This is a genomic window from Colwellia hornerae (genome assembly GCF_007954355.1).
In the GTDB taxonomy this organism is placed as follows: domain Bacteria; phylum Pseudomonadota; class Gammaproteobacteria; order Enterobacterales; family Alteromonadaceae; genus Colwellia_A; species Colwellia_A hornerae.
The window spans coordinates 101,048-119,917 of record NZ_VOLR01000007.1 but is presented as its reverse complement, the minus strand read 5'-3'; the positions used below and the strand labels follow the sequence as shown (position 1 = coordinate 119,917).

Sequence of the window (18,870 nt, the reverse complement as noted above, 5' to 3'; positions counted from 1 at the left end):
TTATTAGTTATGCTGAAATAGAAAAGCGAACACTGATTATTGGAAAAAGCAGTGTTCGCCTTCAACGTCTAATTATTCTTCAAGACCTACTGTCCATCCTGCTGTCCAGTTTTTCGCTTTTGTTACGGCACCTACATGGTCAGCATTTTCAAAAAAGCTATTACCGGTAAAGTCTTTAGGTGTTGTGGTATCGATAGTGAAAATGCCCTCTAATACCGCACTTGTATTTGCAGCCGTACTGTTTTCGGTATTATCGTTAATGAACCAGCTCATTAAATCAAACGTTGCATCACTGGAATCTTTTGAATTTTTAAACGCTTCATCACAAGCCACAACTGAGTTGCTCATTAACGTATCAGCAGATTTTGCTTGGTCTACGGTTAAGCCAGCTTCTAGCTCTAGACATTCGCCCATGCCAACTGGACCTGTTACCACAAAGTTATGCAATTGTGCTTTCGAGCCTTCTCGAAGATAAACACCTTCAGAGTCTTTATCTGCGGTATCAAATGTATTACCAATAATGGTCATATTGGCAATACTGGGGTTTGATTGTGGTAGTTTGTTCGGTGTTGAACCATCGTTATCACCTTCGATACCACGGTTTGCTTCACCATTTTGTGGGTCGTGCTTAACTAATACATATTGTAAGTTGCCACGAAAACCATTATCCCAATCAACGCTGTCATCTTTGTTAGAGGTTAAGACCACGTATTTAAGATTAACCGTGCCACCAAAAAATTCGATACCATCATCAGCATTTTCATGTACTTGAATATATTCGACTTTGGTACCAGAGCCAACACCACCGAACGTTATTCCGTTCAGTTCGTTGTCTGGAGCTATTTCATAACCGGCATGCTTAACAACGACATAACGCAATGTACCCGAGCTGTCTGCATCGTCTGTGCCGCCAAAAACTGCGCCATCTTGAGCACCCTCAATTTGAAGTGCACAGTCACTGCCATCCGTTGGACATTTATTTGAGGTCGCATTACCGAGCAACACTATTCCACCCCATTGACCTGCACCTGTTTCAGCGCCAGTCAAATCTTGACTTGAAGTAAAAGTGATAGGTTTTAAGGCTGTACCATTTGCTTGAATTGCTGAGTCACGACTAACCACTAGGTAATCACTACCTGAACGACCATAAATGGTTGTACCGGCTTCAATCGTCAGTGTTGCTGAGTTAACTTTATCGCCACCAACAAAAACGGCGCCATTTAAGGCATAAATATTATTAGCGGTTAAGGTTAAATTATTAGCAATAACACCACTAAGTTGACACGTTATGTTTGAACCATTGACTGAAGAAATGGCTGAGGTACCTGTTGGACAACCTTGTGTTTCTGCCTGAGCAGTAACGACACCACCACCGTAACCAAATGCCCAACCTTCACGCCAATCGTTACCCGCGTTGTTAGCACTGTCGAACGCGCCAATGTAGTCAACTGAGTCAAAAAAGGCATTTTGTGTATTGGCAACATCTTGTCCGGCATTATCAGCAACGAGTGGCGAGTTAGCATCGGGAATACCGTTTTCATTAATTAAAATAGAACTACTGATACTATTAGATGTTTGTGCACTAAACCAAGCTTCGAGGTCAAGTAAAACACTGCCATCATCCGCTTTAGCATTTTTGAAGTTTTCGCCATTATTACAAGCCATAACACTGTTTTGCATAACAATTTTACCACTGTTAGCATTATTAACGGTTACAGAGCTCGTTGCGCCACCCTCAATTTCTAAACATTCACCCATTTCACTGGTGCCGGTTACCACCGTATTAAATATTTTTGCTGCGGTTCCTTCGCGTAAATAAATACCTTCAGAGTCTTTATCTGCACTGTCAAAGTTATTACCCACAATCGTTAGGTTAGCGATTATTGGCGCTGACTGTGGCACTTTATCAGGAGAAGAACCATCGTTATCACCTTCAATACCGCGGTTTGCTTCGCCAGCATTTTTAGCATGTTCGACATAGATATGTTGCAACATACCTTTATAACCATTGTCCCAATCGATACTGTCATCTTTATTGGCCGTTAAAACCAAGTGTTTAACATTGACCGCGCCACCAAAAAATTCAACACCGTCATCGGCATTTGAATGTACTTGAATATAATCAACCGTTGTTCCTGAGCCAACACCACCAAACGTTATACCATTAAGTTCGTTGTCAGGCGCAATTTCAAATCCGGCATATTTAACAACAAGGTATTTTAAAATACCTGAATTGTCTTCCCAGTTTGTGCCACCAAAGACAGCACCTTCTTCAGCGCCTTCAATTTGAAGTGCACATGCACTGCCATCAGTAGGACATTTATTTGAAGGGGCATTACCTAAAATAACTACACCACCCCATTGACCAGCTGTTGTTTCTTCACCCTTAACATCTTGCAGTGAGGTTAAAATAATAGGTTTAGTTTTTATACCTTCTGCCATTATTTTTGCGTCGCGGTGCACAACGACATAATCACCACCTGATTGTCCAAACAGAACAACGCCGGGCTCGACGGTTAGCGTTGCTCCCGCCATCACTTCTAACGCACCACTAATTGCATAAAATACCGGCTTGCTATCAGCACTGGCGACTAAAGTCATATCGCTAGTAATTTTTCCATCAAGCACTTGCACAGCAACATCAAAACCTAAAGCAGCTGAAACGTCTTGCCCTAACACCGAACTAGACTTGCCCGGTAATTCAGTCACTATTGGGTCTGTTGGAGCTGGGTTAGTAATGGTCGTGTCACCTACTGAGTTATCCACTTGAGATGAAAGTTTAATATCGCCACCACCACAACTGGCTAAAGTAATGGCACAAGCTAGCGTACTTATTTTAAAGAGTGAATTCATTTGCATGTTAGTCTGCTCCGCAGAAATTATTAGAATAAAGTTGCGGCTATGCTACTGAGGTTAAATGACAGAAATGTGGAAGTAATATGTAATTTTTATTTAAGAAAAATGACAGGAATGTTACATAATAAATTTCTCTTACTTATATCGTTTAACTTATTCACTGATCTGTTAACTTTTCAAAACTAAGCTTTTAAAGCTGAACAAATTGATATACGTTATTGATGCGTTAACGTGAGTAAAACTCATAATTTATCAAGAATGTACTATGATGTATTTTAATAATCATTAGTAATTCAAAGTGATCACTTAGCGTTATCATCTCGTATTATTTCGTTCTAATTTATAACAGCTCAGTCCCCATTAACGAAAGGAAATTGCATATGAATGACAAAACAACAACGACAACTGGCAAATGCCCAGTAATGCACGGTGGTGCAACAAAGAGCAGTATGTCGAACATGGGATGGTGGCCTAAAGCACTTAATCTTGACATTCTTCATCAACATGACAGTAAGACTAATCCTATGGGAGCGAATTTTAATTACCGTGAAACCCTGAAAGATCTTGATATGGCTGCTCTTAAAACAGATATGCATGCCCTCATGACAGATAGTCAAGACTGGTGGCCTGCGGACTGGGGACATTATGGTGGCCTAATGATCCGCATGACTTGGCATGCTGCCGGCACCTATCGTATCGCGGATGGTCGCGGTGGTGCAGCAACTGGCAATCAACGTTTTACGCCAATAAATTCTTGGCCAGATAACGCTAATTTAGATAAAGCGCGCCGTCTACTATGGCCTATCAAAAAGAAATACGGTAACAAACTTAGCTGGGCTGATTTAATTGCTTACGCTGGCACTGTTGCTTATCAATCTATGGGGTTAAAAACTTTCGGCTTCGCCTTTGGTCGCGAAGATATCTGGCAGCCAGAAATTGACACGTATTGGGGCGCCGAAAAAGAATGGCTTGCACCAAGTGGTAGTGAAGGCAGCCGTTATTCTGGTGAGCGTGATTTAGAAAATCCTTTAGCCGCAGTAATGATGGGGCTGATATACGTTAACCCTGAAGGTGTAGATGGCAAGCCCGATCCCCTTAAGACAGCGCATGATATTCGAGTAACGTTTGAGCGTATGGCGATGAACGATGAAGAAACCGTCGCCCTAACAGCCGGTGGTCACACCGTCGGAAAATGTCACGGCAATGGTGACGCTTCGCAGATAGGACCAGAGCCAGAAGCCGGCGATATTACTGAACAAGGTTTAGGCTGGAACAATAAAACCAAACGTGGCATTGGTCGCGATACCATCACTAGTGGTATTGAAGGCGCATGGACCACACATCCGACTCAGTGGGATAACGGTTATTTTTCGATGTTGCTTAACCACGAATGGGAATTAAAGAAGAGCCCAGCAGGTGCTTGGCAGTGGCAACCAATAAATATTAAAGAAGAACACAAGCCTGTTGATGTCGAAGATGCAACTAAACGTCAAACGCCTATTATGACTGATGCCGACATGGCGATGAAAATGGACCCAGCGTACCGTGAAATTTCAGAACGTTTCTCTAACGACCCTGAATATTTTTCTGATGTTTTTGCCCGAGCATGGTTCAAACTCACTCATCGTGATATGGGGCCAAAGGCACGTTATATCGGTAAAGAGGTCCCTCAAGAAGACCTTATTTGGCAAGACCCTGTTCCCGCTGGAAACACGGGTTACGATATTGACTCGGTGAAGAAAAAAATAGCAGCGAGTGGTTTAAGTGTCAGCGAAATGGTTGCAACTGCTTGGGATAGTGCGCGAACTTACCGTAACTCGGACAAACGCGGTGGTGCCAACGGCGCACGCATTCGCCTTGCTCCACAAAAAGATTGGCAAGGTAACGAGCCTGCACGCTTGACCAAAGTACTTTCTGTCCTAGAAAGTATTGCCACAAGTAGCGGTGCAAGTATCGCAGATGTCATCGTTTTAGCTGGTAATGTCGGCATTGAACAGTCTGCAAAAGCGGCTGGTTTTGAAGTAACGGTATCCTTTTCACCAGGGCGTGGCGATGCAACAGATGAAATGACTGATGTTGATTCCTTCGAAGTGCTAGAACCAACTCATGATGCTTATAGAAACTGGTTAAAAGCTGACTATGTTGTCAGCGCAGAAGAACTGATGCTTGACCGAAGTCAGTTAATGGGGCTAACCGCACATCAGATGACCGTGTTAATTGGTGGTATGCGTATGCTTGGCACTAACTACGATGGTACGAAACATGGTGTATTCACCGAACGTGAAGGTGTACTTTCTAACGATTATTTTGTTAATTTAACCGACATGAATTATACGTGGGAACCTGTTAGTGATAATCTTTATGAGATGCGCCATCGTCAATCAAATGAAGTAAAATGGACAGCAACACGGGTTGATCTTATCTTTGGTTCTAACTCAATTCTTCGTTCATATGCTGAAGTTTATGCGCAGGATGATAACCAAGAGAAGTTTGTTGCTGATTTTGTGACGGCATGGGCGAGTGTGATGAACGCTGATCGCTTCGATCTAGTCTAATGATTAAGCAAAATTTCACGCCGCTATTTACCACGGCGTGAATTATTAATCTAGCTAACTTAGTCGCGACTTAAAAGTATTGCACTCGCAATACTTTTTTTTAACTATAAACTCTTCAACCTAATAACGGGGATGACCCAGTATCCTTCAAGTCTATCACTTGATCCATAAAGCCATTGCATGCGCAATACTTTTCTAAGTTTACCAACGTTCTACACTCCATTGCACGGCCATAATCGCAATTAATATAGAGCCAACGGGTAGAACACCTCTTGTATAAAACGTGGTATTACGTAGTAAAATTAATACCGGGAGTAAAATAACAAGTATCGCTAACTGGCCGATTTCAACACCAAGATTAAAGGCTAGTATACTCAGTAACTGTTGATCAGCAGGTAAGCCTAACTCTCCTAAGACGCCAGCAAAGCCCATACCGTGTAATAAACCAAAGGCAAAGGTTAACCAAGCCAAACGTAAAACCACTGGCCAAATATTATTGAGTGCTGCAAATAAAACCGATAGAGCAATGCCCAGCTCGACCCAACGACTACTAGGGCTTAACCAGCCTAAGGCAGTCGCTGTTAACGTTAGCGAATGCGCCAGAGTAAATGCACTGACGATCCATACGGTGTTAGTCAAAATAGTTTTAACACTCGAGATAGCTTGCCATTTTTTATCTTTACGCTGTAGCACCGCCGGCAATAACAAGGCGAGCAAAAACAGGATATGGTCTATACCGATCCAAATATGAACAACGCCTTGATAAACAAATTGTGTAAAGGTTGTCCAGGCACTACCTTTGCTCAAATCTATGGTGATTTTTCGGGTGCTGTCGTCTAAGACTAAACTGTGTAAATGGTTACCATCACCAATATTTAAAACCACCTCATGACTACTATCTAACGAAAATATTGCACTGTAGGCGACTTCTAATGAACCACTGATTGGGCACTGACCTGAAAAATCAGTGACTGCGAAAGCTTCATTGGCATGATCTTGTAAACGCTCCATGACCTCAAAGCGTAAGTTACACCTTAAATTTTCACGACTCAATAATAAATGCTCAGCCAAATAGCTAGCGATCTCAGCTTGTCGACTTTTGACCTCTCCCCACGTCAGCTCACCGTTAGCATTTATATCCAAGCCAACGGCTAATTCTAAATCAGTCAAGCTCAATTGCCATTCCCCACTGATACGACCGGTATCGTCAATTTCGGCAATAATGTAACTGGTGCTCAATTGATGAGCGGCGACAGTATTGGCCAGTAATAACGACAGGCTTATTAGCCATATTTTTAACCACTGCTGCATATTTTATCTCACTACTTTTACTGTTTATTAAGATGTATTGTGTTGACGTGTTACTTAGATTTGAGTGGTATTGTTAAGATCCTTGTACCGCTAAAGCACGTTTGAGTAGACGTTCATCCGAACCCAACTTAGCTTGTTGCCAATTAATTTTAGCCCAATGTAGAGCTTTAATAGGGTTAGGCACAATGTCGAGATAATATTGGGCAATATCTGCAGCGTGAGCAGTGTCATTTCGTTGTAAACGTATTTCAATACGTTGGGTTAGTCGTTGCTGCCATACGCCAGTAGTTGCCTTGGTTATTTGCTCTGCAAGGGTCAAACGCAGTAATAAAGCGTCATCAAAACTGTCGCTCGCTTCGACAATGGGCCCTAGTGTCTCTAAGACAATTTGACCTTGTTGTTGTGCTAAATAGATATCCGCCCATAGCGCCAAATAACTAACCGGTGCTTGATTTAATGGATAGCCAGACAAATGGTCAATGGCTTGCTCTGTTAGCTGCTGACGGTGGGCAAGGTCAGCTAAAATTTGATTAAGCCACACCTGTTGTGCCATAGGTATATCACCGGCAATCTTAACAATATTTATTAACTGTTGGTAACTTTGGGCAACTTGGCCTTGTTCAGCACTAACCTCAAGCACGCAGGCGCTACTAATAAATAAACTGCCCTGCCCCAAGACCTGTAGACAAGCACTTTTCGCTGCAGCAAGATCACCTTGTACCATGTGTATATTAGCTTTCATTAACCAAGCAGCGACGTTGTCTGGCTGATATTCAAGTATCTGAGTCAGTAATTGTTGCGCCTGATTAAATTGATGATAATGCTGCAAGACTGTTGCTGAATAAAATTGTAGCTCTAGATCATCAGGATTAGCGACCAACAAGGGTTTGAGTAAAGCGCCAGCACGGCCATAATAACGACTTGCTAGGCCGGGCTTACTTGCGTCATTGAGCAGTTGGGCGATAAAAACCTTTGGCTGTTGTGCAGGTTTAGGTACCGTCCAGCTAGCAACGATACTTTGATTTGATTTGGGTACGTAACTTTCTGAATATACCGGCGAGGAAGTGGCAATATAAGCCAATAATAACAAGGAGATAGTAAAACGTAGTATTGGCATATCATTATCCATAAAAGGGCGCCTTCCTTGGCGCAGTCAAGATGGTTCTACTGTTGAAATAAGTCGTCGTATGCTGCTGGGTCCTCAGCATCTTGAACAAACACGCGACCATTTACGGCCAAGGGTTCGTCATGTGATTGCTGACTAAAGGCTGCACGACTATAACTGGCAAATGACACTTCCAGCGCTTCAATAGTAATGTTAATTGTACCGTTGACAGGAAAGTTAATTCCATCAGTGACAGCAAAAGTAAAGCTGTCGCTGCCAGTCACCTCATCATTAGGCTGATAAGTGAAGCCACCATTACTATCAATAGTAACCATTCCTAGCGTCGGTTCTTGCACTAGGCTAAAGGTCAACGCGTCACCATTCTCATCATTTCCGCTTAACATATCTGTGATAGGCGTTTCTGTTTGAGTGATCAAATCGACCGATATCGTAGTCGGTGGCGCGTTTTGCGTAATCGGTAGCTCATTTACATCATCACTACAACCTGACACTAGCATAGTGGCCGCGAGACTTAACGCGACCCCTTTTAGCTTAAAGGCACTGCTAAGATGTGATGCTGTATTTTTTTTACTATATAACATAATAGTGTTCCTTATTTAGAACCTGGTAGCGGCATTGCCAAGTATGGGAAGCTAGTATCCATCATAGATGCATTACTTGGTGCACCATCTGTAAAGGGTACATTACCAACACTTGCATCTTCTGGTGTACACAAGCCCAAGTCTGTATCTGTGCCATTAACAGGAATGGGGTAACATAAACGACCCATAACAACACGAAGGGCAATATCTACCACATCATCTCCTGGTCGGCGACCATTTGGAAAACCAGCTAAATCGTCACCAGCAACACCAAACGATGACTGCATATCGGCTGCCACTGCTGCAATACCCGTATTCAAGCGTAACATTTCAGCGGCGGTTACTGTTGATAACTGATTAACACCTGGGAAACCAGTTAAAAATGCGGTAACTAAATCAACCCTAGGGAAGTTAGTTGGTGCCAACGTTTCGATATTTGCACCTAAAGTGGTATTAACCGCATCTTTAAACAATATATTCAGAAGTTCAGGTAGCGTTGGATGAGTCACATAATCAGCGAACTGACCATCAGCACTTGGATGAGAACCTGAGAACTTATCTTTGTCTGCCAAGCCAATAACTAATTCATTCACTAAAGGAGAACCTAGACGAGATACTTGCGTCAATGCACCACCATTTACTTCGGTGTTATCAAAGCTAGCATTAGGATTCAAAATTCTGGCCTGAGGCAAACTTGCCGTAGTCCAACTACCAATAACGCCATTACCTGTGCCTGTTAAACAAGCTGTCGGTACTTCAATAGCGATACTCGTAACGTTTTTGTCAGCCAAATCGTCATTACTTGCTGATTGTGTAATACCGCCAGGGAAGCCTTCACCATCGCCTGCTCCAGGAGCACTGTCACCTTCAACAGGAACAAAGTTAACTAAATCAAAAACTTTACCCAAGTTAACCGCAAATGCATCTTTACGCTGACCAACAAATACTTTTGCTGGTGCATCACAACCAGGTATCGCGGCTGAATATATATGGCTGTTAGCATAAGCTGAATACTGCTCAGCGTTACTAAATGTTTTGTTACCGATGTAATCGAGTGGCTTAGCAAAACTTGCTCCACCCGAAGTACTATTAGTAACAGCAGCACTGGTACCTGTACGCATTGGACCAGAAATCATGTTAACCATGTAGCTTTCAGAGAAATTAGCCGCACTTTTATCTGCCATACTGATGCCACCAACATTTTTAAGTGGTACACCAACAGATTTCTGTTCACCTTCAGCGCCAACCATCAAAGCAACACCTGCATTATTATTGCCTAACATCTGGTTAAAATTAAAAGTAAAGGTTATATCTTCAACAGCGTCACCATCGTTATCGATATGAATTGCATAAGTTGCCGCAGGGTCCATAGCGAAATAGTTAGGTCCACCATAGGCATCCTGTAAAGGAATGTAATTTGCGATGAGTGTGACGTAATTGCCACGACCTTCTTCATAACTGTTGAATGCATAAAAATCAGTTGAATCAACTGTTGGCATACGCGTGACATTAGGTGCTTCACGATGGCTTGATGCAGATACAGCTTGAGACAAAGTTGCACTCATTATTGCCGATACAATTAGTGTTAATTTAAATTTTTTCATGACGTTTCCTTTATAATTTATAGTTCTTAATGGTTACTTTCTTGAAAGCTCATTAAGTTAAACGATCGAGATTATGAATTGGATGCAAAAAAAATAACTTTTTTATAAATTAATTATTATTCAGCCGATCCATAGTTCAGATCGTATTCGTTTTTACTTTTATATTGGATAGCGTTGTTGCACTTTTTTAAGGTCATATCGCCTTAATCAACTTAATCAACAACAGCTACCCGAAGCCTAGGTCATAAAACTGTAGAATGTCGATTATTTGTTATTTAATTGAAATATCTGTAATAAATATACAAGCTGTTAACTTGTGTCAGCCTCAAATAGCGGGTTAAAAAAAAGCGAAACTTTCGTTTCGCTTGTTAATATTCGGTTTAAGTGATGGATAATATCTAAAGAATAACCAGTTCTGAAGTGTACAGCACAGTTGTTGGCGAGCCATTCGGCGAACCACCTAACGGCTCTAAACTAACCGCTAACGCGGCAATCTCAATCTGATCAAACAACTGAGGTTTACTTAAAACCAACTTACCGACTTTAGGTAGCAAGCCTAAAGAAATAGGAGGCCGTCCATCTACTGCAACTATCCATAATTCATAATCAGCATCTGACTTAGCTATTAATTTTTTGGTCGCTTGTACGCTAATAGTGTCTGCACCTATTTCTAGCGCCCATAGTAAGTCAGCTTGTTCATTGCTCATCAAAGCAAGTTGTTGAACCTCAGGTTGAAGTGGTGGTTGAAAGCTAAATAACAACACGGCAAGAACTATGGCAGCCGCTGAAGCTAAACCTGCAATGCTTTGCCAAATTCGAGGCTTAGACTTGGTTATCGCCACAACATTGGTTTTTGTAGGCTGAGCAACAAAACCTAATTGATCTTCTATACGCTGCCAAACAACTATATCGGGGGTAACTGGTGGAATTTTTTGCCCTAAACCGTTGAGGTGTTGCTCCCATGTTTGAGTTGCATCACTGATCAACGGAAATTGCATCATCAATTTTTGAAAGCGCTGGCGAGCAGGTCCACGTAAAGTACCGAGCACGTATTCTGCTGCGAGGGCGTTTTTGAGGTCTTCAGATTGATAATTCATGGTGTTAAGCAACTCTGTAAGCTCATAAGACCACGTCTTATCCAGCTTTTAATTGTACCCAATGGGTTATTTAGGTGTTTAACCACCTCTTGATGAGAACAGCCATTGAAGTAGGCTAAATAAATAGCTTGGCGTTGTTGAAGATCTAACTGCTGTAAACATTTATCGAGTAAGAGTTGTTCTGAGTCACTTATTTTCTCACTGGTATCGAGATCAAAACTTTCATTCTCAACGAGTTCATCCTCTTTTCTAATTTTGTGATAACGTAAAATGTCCAGCGCGCGATAACGCACTATACTAACCATCCAAGTTAACACTGTGCCCTTACCCGTTCGATATTCAGACGCGTTATGCCAAATGCGAACATAAGCCTCTTGCAGAGCTTCTTCGGCTAACTCTTTGCTGGATAACATTTTCAGACAGACTGCATAAAGCTGTTTACTAGTCGCATGATAAAGTTTCGAAAACGCCTGTTTGTCACCTTGGGCTGACGCACCAAGTAACGCTAAGTGCTGTTCATGTTCCATTATTTATTGCTCTTTTTTTAAGGAAAATTACGTATGCGCATCGATAGTAACCTAAACAGTTATGATTTAGCTACAATCCTCTTTACAAGAATTTGAACAAAAAAGTCTAACGAAAATGGAGAATTTATAACACATATCAGCATGATGACCAATGAGGTTATTGTCTGAGGATAAGTGAAAATAGGGCCGTGTTATTTTTCTTTCAGCCATAAAAAAACGGGCACTTCAAATGAAGTGCCCGTTTTTTTATATGGCGGTGAGCGAGAGATTCGAACTCTCGAAAGGGATAAACCTTTACACGCTTTCCAGGCGTGCGCCTTCAGCCACTCGGCCAGCTCACCAATTTTGTTCACTAACACGCTAATTTTATTAAAAATTGATTAGCATGATAATTTTATCTATTAAAAATTTTTTTCACACGAGTATGGACTCGCTATACGGATAATCAACTGCGTAAAATTACCATATAAACACTTTAAACTTATAGGCAAGCCATAAAATAAAGTTGCGCTATGGTAGGTAAATTTAATAGCCAACACAACTTAATTTTAATAAAAAATGGCCAACTGATTATTTTATCAGCAAAAAATCTACTTGCTGGTTATTTATCAGCTAAAGCAGCGTTGAACGTTAACATACGATCTAATGATTTTAATGCACCGTCGCGAAGTTTCATGTCGACAAACACTTCTCTACCTAAAGGATTAAGCAAAGCGTCTTCGATCTCTTTTAAACCGTTCATTGCCATCCATGGGCAATGAGCACAACTTTTACAAGTTGCGCCTTCACCCGCTGTTGGTGCTTCAAAGAATTCTTTATCTGGGCATAACTGTTGCATTTTATAAAAAATACCACGGTCTGTTGCGACAATAAATTTTTTATTGGCCATCACTTGAGCAGCTTTAATCAGCTGGCTGGTTGAACCAACAGCATCAGCAAGCTCAATAATGTCTGCAGGAGACTCTGGGTGTACCAAAATAGCGGCATCGGGGTGCAAAGCTTTCATATCCATTAACGCTTTGCTTTTAAACTCGTCATGAACGATACAAGCGCCCTGCCACATTAACATTTCAGCACCAGTTTGCTTTTGAATATAAGCGCCTAAATGACGGTCAGGTCCCCAAAGAATTTTTTCACCTTGCTCGTCAAGATGTTCAATAATTTCTAACGCACAAGAAGAAGTGACGATCCAATCCGCTCTTGCTTTTACCGCTGTAGAGGTATTCGCATACACAACCACAGTTCGGTCAGGATGCTGATCACAAAAAGCAGAGAACTCTTCGATAGGACAGCCTAAATCTAAAGAACAGGTTGCTTCAAGTGTTGGCATAACCACTGTTTTTTCAGGTGTCAGTACTTTCGCGGTTTCGCCCATAAAACGAACACCAGCAATAATTAGCGTCGTTGCTGGATGATTGTTACCAAAGCGCGCCATTTCTAAAGAGTCGGCAACACAGCCACCGGTTTCTTCAGCTAACGCCTGAATTTCAGGGTCGGTATAATAATGAGCAATAAGTACCGCATTTTTTTCTTTCAATAAAGTTTTAATACGATCTTTATATTGGCTACGTTCATTTTCTGAAAGTGGTGCTGGTTTCGCTGGAAATTGAAAATCAAATTCTACAGCTAAATTACTTTGCGACATTATTTATCTCTGATGATCTCTTTAAATACCGCACAATTATACGATATAGATATCGTGATGTGTATAAGACTTTTAACTATTAAAGATTAAAACAAGATAATAACAGGCTGGAATTTTATCGAAGCAGTGGCTTTTTAATAAGATATTAATGATGAAATAGGCTGTCGTTAAGACTTTAAAGTTATTTACTACCTGACTTAGAAATTCAAAGGTGGTCGGCCGTGAAGGATTTGAACCTTCGAGTTAATCGGCTTAACGGTTAAAAGCCTCGGCTTTTTGTTGTTTACTATCTGGCTTATAAATTTAGAAATTAACTATTTAAGAAGTGGTCGGCCGTGAAGGATTTGAACCTTCGACAAATTGGTTAAAAGCCAACTGCTCTACCAACTGAGCTAACGGCCGACATATAAACTGTAGTGTTGAGGATTATCATCAACTAATGCAACAATTACTAAGGTAATAAATTTGCATTGTACTTGTTAATAAAGAAAGTGGTCGGCCGTGAAGGATTTGAACCTTCGAGTTAATCGGCTTAACAGTTAAAAGCCTCGGCTTTAGTTTTTGTACTATCTGACTTGAGAAATTAAGAAGTGGTCGGCCGTGAAGGATTTGAACCTTCGACAAATTGGTTAAAAGCCAACTGCTCTACCAACTGAGCTAACGGCCGACATATAAACTGTAGTGTTGAGGATTATCATCAACCAATGCAATTATTATTAATCTTGCATTGTACTTGTTAAGAAAGAAAGTGGTCGGCCGTGAAGGATTTGAAGCTTCGAATTAATCGGCTTAACGGTTAAAAGCTTTTGCTTTAGTTTTTACTATCTGACTTAGAAATTAAGAAGTGGTCGGCCGTGAAGGATTTGAACCTTCGACAAATTGGTTAAAAGCCAACTGCTCTACCAACTGAGCTAACGGCCGACATATAAACTGTAGTGTTGAGGATTATCATCAACTAATGCAATTATTATTAATCTATTAATCTTGCATTGTACTTGTTAAGAAAGAAAGTGGTCGGCCGTGAAGGATTTGAACCTTCGACAAATTGGTTAAAAGCCAACTGCTCTACCAACTGAGCTAACGGCCGACATAATTTCTTTTTTTCGAAATGAATTTCGAATCTTACAAGGTGCTTCTTTTCTTTATAAGAAATAGTCATTATAAAGAAGTGGTCGGCCGTGAAGGATTTGAACCTTCGACAAATTGGTTAAAAGCCAACTGCTCTACCAACTGAGCTAACGGCCGACATAAGTGCTAATTCACACTGCGTTGCACTAGTGCCTCAACGCGACGCATATAATACTCATAATTTTTTTTAGTGCAACCTTAAATTGAACTTATTTCTTATTAATTGACTACTTGCATAAAAAGAAGGCAGTTAGTCTAAGTTATCGTCGCTTTTATTGGTTATAAATTTTCTAACCTAGGTTTTGCTAGTTGAGCCGCACTTGAATCTGGGTATTGTGTAAGAACTTTTTGATACCAACTTTTAGCTGCTGCATCATTATTTAGCTTTTGTTCAACCATCGCCAACTTCAACATTGCATCACTACGCTTGTTTGAGTCGATATATTGTTCAACCACTAAATTAAATTCATTTTTTGCTTTGATGTATTCTGTTTTATTAAATAATAGCTGTCCTAACCAATAATGTGCATTGGGTGCATAACTAGAATTTGGGAACTGGCGATTAAACGCTTGAAATTCAGGGATCGCTTTATCGTATTGTTTATCTTTTAATACTAAATTTACCGCACTGTCATACGCTTGGTTTTCAGTTAAATTCGTTGAATAATTTACCGAAGCGTCTGAAGAAGCTTTTGCTGGGGCTACAAGCGCCGCAGGAACGTTATTTTCAGGTTTTAATGCTTCTGTTACTCTACGGTCAAGCTCTTGATATAACTCACGCTGTCGATTCAAAACTTGACTGAGCTGATGAGTATGTAATTCAGTGACACCGCGTAATTCATTCACTTCATTTTGAAGTTCATCGAGTTGTCGCTGCACATTGACTTGGGCGCGATTACGAGCGTCAAGTTTACGTTCAAGATTGGCCAACTGCTCGGCAATTGTTTGTGGTACCGATGAGGTATATTGCGAGGGGCTATTTTTAATTGCCCCCGTCTTAGTTATATCTATAACGGGAGCAGATTCTGCTGCTACTACCGCAAGGGTAGTAACAACAAAGGACATCCCGAATAAAACTTTATTCAGTTTCATTTATATCCCTGATTAGTAAACTAATACCGCACGACGATTTTTAGCAAATGCATTTTCACTACGATCTTTAATCATCGGCTTTTCTTCACCATAGCTAACAACACTAAGCTGCGCAGATGAAACACCCATATTTTCTAAATAAGTCACTACCGCTTTAGCACGACGCTCACCTAAAGCAATGTTGTATTCAGGCGTACCACGTTCATCGGCATGACCTTCAACTAAAACCTTTATGCTTGAACTTTTGTTTAAAAATTTAGCATGTGCATCTAAAATAGCAGAGAATTCAGTGCTAACTGTAGAGGTATCAAAATCAAAATAAACAATGTGCTCAGCACGAAGTTTTTCTAATGCTTGACGTTGTTGCTCTTCGATTTCAGCAGCACGTTGTACGGCACTAACTTGAACATCAGCAGTATTATTTTCTATTACTGAAGACTCTTGAGCATTAGTCGCTACGTTGCTTTGTTCATCAGTTTCTGAATTTGAACTACAAGCAGATAAAGCCAAAATTGGCAAAGCAATCGCAAGAGCTTTCACAGTTTTATTCAAACGCATTATAATTGTCCTTATTTTTCTAAAGTTATGTTTTAAATTAATGTTTAATTTTTTATAAAAATGGTGACCAAGCAGGTGCTTTTACTTCACCATCAGCCGCGGGTAAGCGCGCTTTAAATCTTCCATCTACAGATACTAAACTAAGCACTTGCCTATTATTGTGTAAAGTACTGTAGATTATCATGCCACCATTTGGAGCTATGCTCGGCGACTCATCTAAACGTGTTTTTGTCAGAACTTGAAAAATGCCTGACGCCAACTCTTGTTTAGCTAAATGATAATTCCCTCGTGTTCTGTTCACCATAATTAGTTGGCGACCGTCAGGTGTAATTGAACCACCAAGGTTCATTTCACCATCAAAGGTTAGTCGTTTAACACGACCATCGACTAAATTTACGCGATATAGCTGAGGTTTACCACCCCGTTCTGAACTAAATACTAAGGATTTTCCATCAGGGCTCCAACTTGGCTCTGCATCGATGGCACGATGACGGGTGATCCGCCGTAATTTTCTCGTTGCAACTTCCATAATATAGAGCTCTGAATTACCATCTTTCGATAACATCATCGCAATTTGTTTACCGTCGGGTGACCAACGTGGCGCACTATTTATACCAGGGTGATCGCTGATCATCGTACGCTTTCCAGTATAGATATCTATAATATATATTTTTTGTTGGTTATTCTCAAATGTTGAATACGCTAACTGATTGCCACTTGGATGCCATGAAGGTGACATTAGCGGTTCTTTAGAGCTCAACAAAACGTGCTCATTAACGCCGTCATAATCAGCCATGACTAACTGAAAAGGAAATTCCCCTTGGTCTCGCACAATCACATAGGCAATTTTTGTTAAAAATGCACCTTTACTGCCGGTTAACTTTTCATAGATAACATTACTGATATGATGTCCATAACGACGAAATTGGTCCGCATTAATTTCAAAAGCACCTTCAGCATAAATATGATCAGAAGTTTGAACCAACTCACCATTACTTAGCATTTGAGATTGTCCACCGGTAATTTGCCCGCGAATAACATCAACCAGCTGATAGCTTATCTTGTAACGACCAATTCCTATTGGATTAATTTCTCCAACCACAACCGCTTCAACGCCTTCATTTGCCCAGGCTGAATAATCAATTTCTTGATCAGAGAAAGGTGTTTGAGGAAACCGACTGTTTTTTATTGGGTTAAATTTACCGCTGCGCAATAAATCTTCACCGATAATAGATGAAATATTTTCTGGAAGCGGCTCTAAGCCGGTCCATTTAAAAGGCACAACAGCAATAGGTCTAGCACTATCCATACCCTCGGTAATGACAATTTCAAGCGTTGCAAGGGCACTATTTGAAATCAGTACAATAAAGAAAATGAAGGCTACTTTAAATTTATTCATATATTTTACTATTTTCTCAGTCATGGGTTATTTTTCATTGAATATAAACTGAACCATTAAAATTCAGGTACCACTGTTAGGCTAATCGTGCGCATTTTGTTAAATACTTCTGGGTCTTTCGAAACAGGTAATGTCCCCGCTTTATAGATAGCCGTCTTTGAAGCGCTACAAACTACCTGGTCCCCTTTGCCAATAACTACATTGGTTACAAAACCTGATGGTGCAAGACTTATGGTTAATTTACAAGACTTACCTTCCATAGTGCTACGGTCAGTGATCAAATTTCCTTGAATAGTTTGCTTTATTAGGGCCGTAAATCGACCGGCTTCCGTCATTGTTTGCTGATGACGAGCTTGTTGCCTAATCGCCATTTCTTCAGCCATTTGTTGCTCTAACATTTTTTGTTGTCGCGCACGTTCTTTAGCTTCTTGTTCTTTACGTTTGCGTTCTGCTGCTTTTTTCTTAAGTAGATCATCGGCTTTTTTGGCTGCTACTTCTTCTTTTAGGCGTTTAGCTTTTGCATCTGCCGCCGCTTGTTCTGCAATTTTTTGTTCTGTTTCTTTTTGTTTACGTATTTTTTCAGCGGCATCAGCTTTGCTTAGCGCTTTTTTTGCTGCTGAGTCAGCTGCCTTTTTCTCTAGTAATTTTTTCTTTCTTTGTCGCTCAAGTTCTTTAATACGTTTTTCTTCTTTAGCACGTTTTACCTTAGCGGAAGCAACTTGCTGTTCAAGGTCTTTTAACTGTTTGGCATCATCAATTTTTTTTTGTTTAATTTTATTAACTTGTGCTTCAATTTTACTTTTATCAACAATAGTTGCCTGAATAGTCTGTACTTGCACAACTTTAGGGGCCACTTTGGGTTCTCTGTCAAAATCGCCCATCAATAATACCGCAGCTAGCACGATATGTAATAAGAAACTAAGCGATAATGCGATGGCAAATTTTCGGCTCATTAATTATTTAGCTCCAGGGTCTGTCATTAAACCAACCGATGGCACACCTGCTTTTTGTTGTAATAACACCATCAGTTGGATCACGGCATCATAAGAAACAGCACCGTCACCGTTAACCACTACCGGCGTATCAGGTTCAACTTTTAAATGGGCAGCAACCAGTGTTGCCACTTGTTCTGCCGACATAGGTTCATTCTTGCTGGTACCAACCGCTAAATAATAATTACCGTCGGCATCAACGGAAGCAACTAAAGGGGGTTTTGACTCTTTATCAAGCGCTTCTGCATCGGCTTTAGGTAAATTAACTTTCACACCTTGGGTGATCAATGGCGCGGTAACCATAAAAATAATCAGCAATACCAACATAACATCAATGTAAGGAACAACATTGATTTCAGCAACTTTACGGCGTCTTACTCTTTTATACATAAGATATTA

Annotated in this window: 14 protein-coding genes and 6 tRNA genes; 1 reads left to right on the top strand and 19 read right to left on the bottom strand. The window is 40.6% G+C overall.

The window, feature by feature from the left end:
* Window positions 1-72: 72 nt before the first annotated feature.
* Entirely contained in the window at window positions 73-2,859 is a 2,787-nt protein-coding gene (locus ESZ26_RS06670) for a hypothetical protein (RefSeq protein WP_146798968.1), read from the bottom strand.
* A 377-nt stretch (window positions 2,860-3,236) separates the two neighbouring features.
* On the opposite strand from ESZ26_RS06670, the gene katG reads away from it, so the two are divergent.
* Window positions 3,237-5,411: a catalase/peroxidase HPI gene (katG, locus tag ESZ26_RS06665; RefSeq protein ID WP_146798967.1), complete on the top strand. Its 2,175-nt coding sequence runs from the start codon at window positions 3,237-3,239 to the stop codon at window positions 5,409-5,411.
* A 201-nt stretch (window positions 5,412-5,612) separates the two neighbouring features.
* Here katG and ESZ26_RS06660 read toward each other — a convergent pair whose 3' ends face one another.
* From ESZ26_RS06660 to tolR, 18 genes are all read right to left on the bottom strand, one after another.
* Window positions 5,613-6,722 (bottom strand): HupE/UreJ family protein, encoded by a 1,110-nt coding sequence (locus tag ESZ26_RS06660; RefSeq protein WP_146798966.1) that lies wholly within the window; start codon window positions 6,720-6,722, stop codon window positions 5,613-5,615.
* Between the two features lie 73 nt (window positions 6,723-6,795).
* On the bottom strand, window positions 6,796-7,851 hold the full coding sequence (locus ESZ26_RS06655; RefSeq protein WP_146798965.1) for a tetratricopeptide repeat protein: 1,056 nt from the start codon (window positions 7,849-7,851) through the stop codon (window positions 6,796-6,798).
* A gap of 35 nt (window positions 7,852-7,886) precedes the next feature.
* Window positions 7,887-8,429, bottom strand: a complete 543-nt coding sequence (locus ESZ26_RS06650; protein ID WP_146798964.1) for an Ig-like domain-containing protein — start codon at window positions 8,427-8,429, stop codon at window positions 7,887-7,889.
* A gap of 11 nt (window positions 8,430-8,440) precedes the next feature.
* Window positions 8,441-9,994 carry a DUF4331 domain-containing protein gene (locus ESZ26_RS06645; protein WP_395880849.1) on the bottom strand — a complete coding sequence of 518 codons (1,554 nt, stop codon included), beginning with the start codon at window positions 9,992-9,994 and terminating at the stop codon, window positions 8,441-8,443.
* Between the two features lie 437 nt (window positions 9,995-10,431).
* Window positions 10,432-11,130 carry an anti-sigma factor gene (locus tag ESZ26_RS06640; protein WP_146798962.1) on the bottom strand — a complete coding sequence of 233 codons (699 nt, stop codon included), beginning with the start codon at window positions 11,128-11,130 and terminating at the stop codon, window positions 10,432-10,434.
* The gene (locus ESZ26_RS06635; protein ID WP_146798961.1) at window positions 11,127-11,657 is read right to left on the bottom strand and encodes a sigma-70 family RNA polymerase sigma factor; all 531 of its coding nucleotides are present in this window, start codon (window positions 11,655-11,657) and stop codon (window positions 11,127-11,129) included. Before ESZ26_RS06635 ends, ESZ26_RS06640 begins: the two co-directional genes overlap by 4 nt.
* A gap of 251 nt (window positions 11,658-11,908) precedes the next feature.
* Window positions 11,909-11,998: transfer RNA gene (locus ESZ26_RS06630), tRNA-Ser, on the bottom strand.
* Between the two features lie 260 nt (window positions 11,999-12,258).
* Window positions 12,259-13,302, bottom strand: a complete 1,044-nt coding sequence (gene nadA, locus ESZ26_RS06625; RefSeq protein ID WP_146798960.1) for a quinolinate synthase NadA — start codon at window positions 13,300-13,302, stop codon at window positions 12,259-12,261.
* Window positions 13,303-13,628: 326 nt separating this feature from the next.
* A tRNA-Lys gene (locus ESZ26_RS06620) sits at window positions 13,629-13,704 on the bottom strand.
* 189 nt (window positions 13,705-13,893) lie between these two features.
* Window positions 13,894-13,969, bottom strand: a tRNA-Lys gene (locus ESZ26_RS06615).
* Between the two features lie 178 nt (window positions 13,970-14,147).
* A tRNA-Lys gene (locus ESZ26_RS06610) sits at window positions 14,148-14,223 on the bottom strand.
* Between the two features lie 90 nt (window positions 14,224-14,313).
* Window positions 14,314-14,389, bottom strand: a tRNA-Lys gene (locus ESZ26_RS06605).
* A gap of 82 nt (window positions 14,390-14,471) precedes the next feature.
* Window positions 14,472-14,547, bottom strand: a tRNA-Lys gene (locus ESZ26_RS06600).
* A gap of 162 nt (window positions 14,548-14,709) precedes the next feature.
* Window positions 14,710-15,522: a tol-pal system protein YbgF gene (ybgF, locus tag ESZ26_RS06595; protein ID WP_146798959.1), complete on the bottom strand. Its 813-nt coding sequence runs from the start codon at window positions 15,520-15,522 to the stop codon at window positions 14,710-14,712.
* A 12-nt stretch (window positions 15,523-15,534) separates the two neighbouring features.
* The gene (gene pal / locus ESZ26_RS06590) at window positions 15,535-16,080 is read right to left on the bottom strand and encodes a peptidoglycan-associated lipoprotein Pal (protein ID WP_146798958.1); all 546 of its coding nucleotides are present in this window, start codon (window positions 16,078-16,080) and stop codon (window positions 15,535-15,537) included.
* Between the two features lie 52 nt (window positions 16,081-16,132).
* Window positions 16,133-17,479 carry a Tol-Pal system beta propeller repeat protein TolB gene (gene tolB / locus ESZ26_RS06585; RefSeq protein WP_146798957.1) on the bottom strand — a complete coding sequence of 449 codons (1,347 nt, stop codon included), beginning with the start codon at window positions 17,477-17,479 and terminating at the stop codon, window positions 16,133-16,135.
* Window positions 17,480-17,535: 56 nt separating this feature from the next.
* Entirely contained in the window at window positions 17,536-18,432 is an 897-nt protein-coding gene (tolA, locus tag ESZ26_RS06580) for a cell envelope integrity protein TolA (RefSeq protein ID WP_146798956.1), read from the bottom strand.
* Window positions 18,433-18,435: 3 nt separating this feature from the next.
* Window positions 18,436-18,861, bottom strand: a complete 426-nt coding sequence (gene tolR / locus ESZ26_RS06575; RefSeq protein WP_146798955.1) for a protein TolR — start codon at window positions 18,859-18,861, stop codon at window positions 18,436-18,438.
* Window positions 18,862-18,870: the final 9 nt, after the last annotated feature.

Bases quoted from the DNA above. Each gene is read 5' to 3' on its own strand.
- tolB (WP_146798957.1), bottom strand. From the start codon at position 17,479: ATGAATAAATTTAAAGTAGCCTTCATTTTCTTTATTGTACTGATTTCA.
- ESZ26_RS06635 (WP_146798961.1), bottom strand. From the start codon at position 11,657: ATGGAACATGAACAGCACTTAGCGTTACTTGGTGCGTCAGCCCAAGGT.
- ESZ26_RS06655 (WP_146798965.1), bottom strand. From the start codon at position 7,851: ATGGATAATGATATGCCAATACTACGTTTTACTATCTCCTTGTTATTA.
- nadA (WP_146798960.1), bottom strand. From the start codon at position 13,302: ATGTCGCAAAGTAATTTAGCTGTAGAATTTGATTTTCAATTTCCAGCG.
- ybgF (WP_146798959.1), bottom strand. From the start codon at position 15,522: ATGAAACTGAATAAAGTTTTATTCGGGATGTCCTTTGTTGTTACTACC.
- ESZ26_RS06645 (WP_395880849.1), bottom strand. From the start codon at position 9,994: ATGAGTGCAACTTTGTCTCAAGCTGTATCTGCATCAAGCCATCGTGAA.
- ESZ26_RS06640 (WP_146798962.1), bottom strand. From the start codon at position 11,130: ATGAATTATCAATCTGAAGACCTCAAAAACGCCCTCGCAGCAGAATAC.
- ESZ26_RS06650 (WP_146798964.1), bottom strand. From the start codon at position 8,429: ATGTTATATAGTAAAAAAAATACAGCATCACATCTTAGCAGTGCCTTT.
- ESZ26_RS06660 (WP_146798966.1), bottom strand. From the start codon at position 6,722: ATGCAGCAGTGGTTAAAAATATGGCTAATAAGCCTGTCGTTATTACTG.
- tolR (WP_146798955.1), bottom strand. From the start codon at position 18,861: ATGTATAAAAGAGTAAGACGCCGTAAAGTTGCTGAAATCAATGTTGTT.
- ESZ26_RS06670 (WP_146798968.1), bottom strand. From the start codon at position 2,859: ATGCAAATGAATTCACTCTTTAAAATAAGTACGCTAGCTTGTGCCATT.
- katG (WP_146798967.1), top strand. From the start codon at position 3,237: ATGAATGACAAAACAACAACGACAACTGGCAAATGCCCAGTAATGCAC.
- pal (WP_146798958.1), bottom strand. From the start codon at position 16,080: ATGCGTTTGAATAAAACTGTGAAAGCTCTTGCGATTGCTTTGCCAATT.
- tolA (WP_146798956.1), bottom strand. From the start codon at position 18,432: ATGAGCCGAAAATTTGCCATCGCATTATCGCTTAGTTTCTTATTACAT.